We start from the raw sequence: 4,614 nt of genomic DNA, 5'->3' as shown, positions 1-4,614 counted from the left end.
CCAGTGGTTCCACCAGTGACACCACCAACTACACCAGAAGCTCCTAAAGGACCAGCACTCCCTGAAACAGGTGATGATGCGTCTATGGCAGCTATGGCTCTCGGAGGAATCCTTGCGGCAGCTGGACTTGGTTTAGCAGGAAAACGCAAAAAAGAAGACTAAAATAGTTAATAGGTTAAATCCCTCAACATAGTTAGTTAGACTATTTCAGTTTTCGAAAAAGAGACTTATCCCGAAAGGGGTGGGTCTTTTTTGTGTTATGTTCAAAGTGATGAATACAGGCTTTCTAAGGTTAATAAAATTTTTTAAACCAAATCTCAAACCTTTGATATGCTTGTTAAGTATATTGGCATCTTCTATTTTTGTAATCGAATACTGCGCTTCTAAAACATTTTTTGTATTGTTTGTGTTTAAGAAAAGTCCTTAAGTATGTTTGAAATTAATGATTGACCTTGCTTCAAGTTTTCTCTATCAGCTCAAAGAACCTATCTACTCTCTTCTCCTGAAAGTGAAATAGTAAGAGTTGGTAAAGATTATAGTAGTCGCTGAGTTCCTCTGAGAAATTCAGTGTCTTTTCAATGACTTTATGTGGTTATAAAGTTTGACGGAAGGTCTTTGAGTAAAAAGGGGTGAGAGATAACTTACGGCTGTCCTTTTGGAAGAGTCGTCAATGATTTTTTAAGGCTCGATAGGGTCGTGATTTTTTGATAAAATGATTCATAATCACAATTCTAGTCTTAAAAATACCTGCTTTATAATCTCTATAGTAGTTTTATCTATTACAGACATCATAGAGCAATTTTTTAATTATTCAGTCAAAAACAAAGTTCTATGGAAAGATAAACCATTAAAAATACTGACATATTTTCAATCTAATTACATTAATAAATCTAAAAAAATGTATATTTACACTTGATCTTAGTTAAATTATGAGTGTATCTATAAATGTTGAAAGTGTAAAAGGTAAGAATCATTCTATGATTCGAAAATTGTAAGACTTTTACAAAGTAATATATATTGATATTGTAAGATGTTATAAATACTTTAAATACAATTATTGATTTATGCTTTGAATTATATATGTAAAGTTGTATAGGTTCTGTATAAAAAGAAGGTGTTAGAAAATAAATACTTTGAAAAGAATAATGCTTAAGTTATTTTAAAAAAAGAGAGAAAACTAATTTTATGATAGTAAAATATTGATTCAATTTTAATTTTATGATATATTTTTCGTTAGGGAAATTCATTTTATATTATTTTTAGAAGAGATAAGAGTAATCAAAATCTAATGATTACTTGTCTAGGAGGAAATATGGGTAAAGATATCTTTAGTAAGAAGAGTCGTTTCTCGATTCGTAAATTGAATATTGGAGTCTGCTCGGTCTTGCTTGGTACTTTGATCATGATTGGTCACACAGCTCAAGCGGATGAAACGACATCTGATGGAGCAACAGTTGCAGCTACAGCTGTAAGTGCAAGTCAAGGTGAAGGAGTTCCGGCCGCAACTTCGCCAAGCACAGCATCAGAAAGTGTCTCAACTACTACGGTAACACCAGCTGTCACTGAAACAGTCGCAGCGACATCAGTTGAGCATACAAGTTCAGCGCCGGCAAATTCAGTAGCGACATCAACAAGTCCAGTAGTTGCTTCAGAAGTTACAGGCTCAGCAAATGTATCAACCGCAAAACCAGCAACTGCATCTGAGGCATCTCGTTCAGTCACAGCTTCTACAACACCATCAACTACAGCAAGCTCAGAGAGCGCTATCACAAATAATATTAGTGCGTCAGAAACTGCAAATGCGCCTCGTGTACGTAGTCGTCGAAGTATCGCACAAGGAGCAACACGTTCAGCATCAACTGCAACACGTGCGTCAGATGGTGCACAAAACCTTGATTATTCTAACAAAGAAAATGCTCAAGATTACGTACAGATTAGCTACGAAGTAGACAAGGCTAATAACGTTCTTCATTGGACTGTTCTTGATAATCCTGGTCGAAAAGCGAATGCCGCTAGTGGTTATGTTTACTTTACTATCCCTAAAGATTCTGTTGGCGCACCAACGAACTGGCAAGTTGTTCAAACTGACAAAAATGGAAAAGTAGTCAATACGCGTAATTACTGGAAGGATAATGATGGATCATACTTGATGGGTCAAAATGGTAGAATGGATACCTATACAGGCTCTGAAATGACTCAACGTTTGACCCAACTTTACAAAGATATAAAAAATCCAGCAATTCAAGGAAATGAAGCAGCGGTAGCGGCTCAAACAGCAGAACGTTCACAAGCTTTGTATACGATGACAGCGGATAATAATGCCATTCGTAATGTTATGTGGACGATTACATTTGATACACCGATCGTAGATAAATCTAAGCCACTTGACTATGTTGCAGGTATGCAAGGAACAGGAGTTATTGGCGGAAGAACGAATATTATGACTGGTTATGCGGATAACTTCATTGATAATGAAAGTTCAAAATTCCAAGCAGTAGCAGTCAAAGAAAAGTATACTGCAAAAGTTGGTGGAAGTTTTGATGCTACTCCGGCTAATTATGTAACCAATAAAGCTGGAACACCAGAATTCCCAAATAACTATCGTGGTGCAACAACATTTGCATGGAAAGACGGCCAAGCTCCAACTGCTACACAAGCAGGTACTTATACAAAAACCGTAGTGGTTACTTACCCAGCTCATTATAATCAGGCCCCACAAGAAGTGACAGTTACTTTTGAAGTTCAGGGTGAAACACCAAAACCAGTTGCACCAGCAAGTCAGGTTCCAGAAATTACTTCAAATCTTAATGGTAAAGCAAGTACACCAGCTGATGTGACTGTAAATGCAACAGCAGGCTCAACTGTAAAACTTTATAATAATGATGGCGTTGTGATCGGTGAAGCAGTAGCAAACGACCAAGGTGTAGCCACTGTTCACCCTACAAACAGCCTTCCAGAAGGAGAAATTACAGCTACCTCAACACCAGCAGGTGGAAGTGAGTCAGCTAAGAGTGCACCGATTACAGTTACAAAAACACAGTTGACCTATGTAGGTGGAGGAGTTAGTGGTGATAACTACACTCAACTTTTGGTTACCGAGTCACATCTTACAGTTTACCCAGGTGATCCTGTCAATGTAACAATTCAAGCAGCAGGATCACCGTCAGTTGAAAAATTTTGGATTCCTAATAATCCTTATTTGGCAAAAGGACTAGCATATACGAATGATTCTAATGGTGGTTTCCTGGATACAGCTGGCTCAAATACTTATAGACAGCGTAAGGCATACTATCGTGGTAATGTTGATATGACGCAGCCTGCAGGTAGTTCCACTGCTACCTATGCTGTTAGAAATAAAAATGGTAAAGTAGTAACGAGAAATCTTACAATTACCGTTCTTGAGACAGCTAAGAAGTATGAGCCAACTCCTGGAGGAGCAAAAGTAGAAGTTGCTGATCCTAATAATATAAGTGCAACTGAGAAGGCAGCTATTGAAAAAACGGTTGGAGACGCGAATACTGCGCTTCCACAAGGAACAACATACGTTGCGGATGAAAAGGGTAATGTTACTATTACTTATCCTGATAAATCAGTAGATAAAATTGCTGCGGCATACTTAGTTACACCTGCAAAAGACACCACAGCTCCAGATAAACCAGTAGTGAATACAGATCTTACAGGAAAGGCTGGAACTAAGACTCCGGTTGAGGTGACTGCAGAAAAAGGCTCAACTGTTGCCCTTTACGATAAAGATAACAACAAGATCGGTGAAGCAACAGCGGGAGAAAATGGTAAAGCAACCATTACACCAACAGTTGATATTCCAGCAGGAAATGTAACAGCTAAAGCAACAGATGCAGCGGGTAACACATCAGTTGCAAGTGATCCTAAAGTAGCGACAGATACAACAGCGCCAGCGAAACCAGTAGTGAATACAGACCTAACAGGTAAAGCAGGCACTAAGCCATCAGTAGAAGTGAGCGCAGAACCAGGCTCAACCGTTGCCCTTTACGATAAAGATGGCAACAAGATTGGTGAAGGAACGGCTGCTAGCAATGGTAAAGTAACCATTACCCCAACTGTTGATATTCCAGCAGGAAATGTAACAGCCAAAGCGACAGATGCAGCGGGTAACACCTCAGACGCAAGTGATCCAAAAGTAGCAACAGATACAACAGCTCCAGCGAAACCAGTAGTGAATACAGACCTTACAGGTAAAGCCGGAACTAAGCCATCAGTAGAAGTAACTGCAGAACCAGGTTCAACTGTTGCTCTTTACGATAAAGATGGTAACAAGATTGGTGAAGGAACGGCTGCTAGCAATGGTAAAGTAACCATCACACCAACCGTTGCTATTCCAGAAGGTAATGTAACAGCTAAAGCGACTGACCCATCAGGAAACACCTCAGACGCAAGTGATCCAAAAGTAGCAACCGACACCACAGCGCCAGCGAAACCAGTAGTGAATACAGACCTCACAGGTAAAGCAGGTACTAAGCCATCAGTAGAAGTAACTGCAGAACCAGGCTCAACTGTTGCTCTTTACGATAAAGACGGCAACAAGATTGGTGAAGCGACAGCAGGCGCAAATGGTAAAGCAACCATTACGCCAAC

Annotated in this window: 2 protein-coding genes and 1 pseudogene; 2 read left to right on the top strand and 1 reads right to left on the bottom strand. The window is 39.4% G+C overall.

The window, feature by feature from the left end:
• Positions 1-3 precede the first annotated feature (3 nt).
• The gene (locus H7T98_RS10305) at positions 4-162 is read left to right on the top strand and encodes an LPXTG cell wall anchor domain-containing protein (RefSeq protein ID WP_398578504.1); all 159 of its coding nucleotides are present in this window, start codon (positions 4-6) and stop codon (positions 160-162) included.
• A 45-nt stretch (positions 163-207) separates the two neighbouring features.
• On the opposite strand, the pseudogene H7T98_RS10070 reads toward H7T98_RS10305, so the two are convergent.
• A pseudogene (locus H7T98_RS10070) lies at positions 208-739 on the bottom strand (transposase); the annotation flags it as partial.
• A gap of 573 nt (positions 740-1,312) precedes the next feature.
• Here H7T98_RS10070 and H7T98_RS10065 point away from each other — a divergent pair.
• Positions 1,313-4,614: Ig-like domain-containing protein (locus tag H7T98_RS10065; protein WP_201061841.1), on the top strand; the 3,302-nt coding region annotated here is incomplete at its 3' end.

Origin of the sequence: Streptococcus sp. 23.2 (assembly GCF_016648665.1) — a bacterium.
GTDB lineage: Bacteria > Bacillota > Bacilli > Lactobacillales > Streptococcaceae > Streptococcus > Streptococcus salivarius_E.
This window is presented reverse-complemented; position numbering and strand designations above follow the sequence as displayed.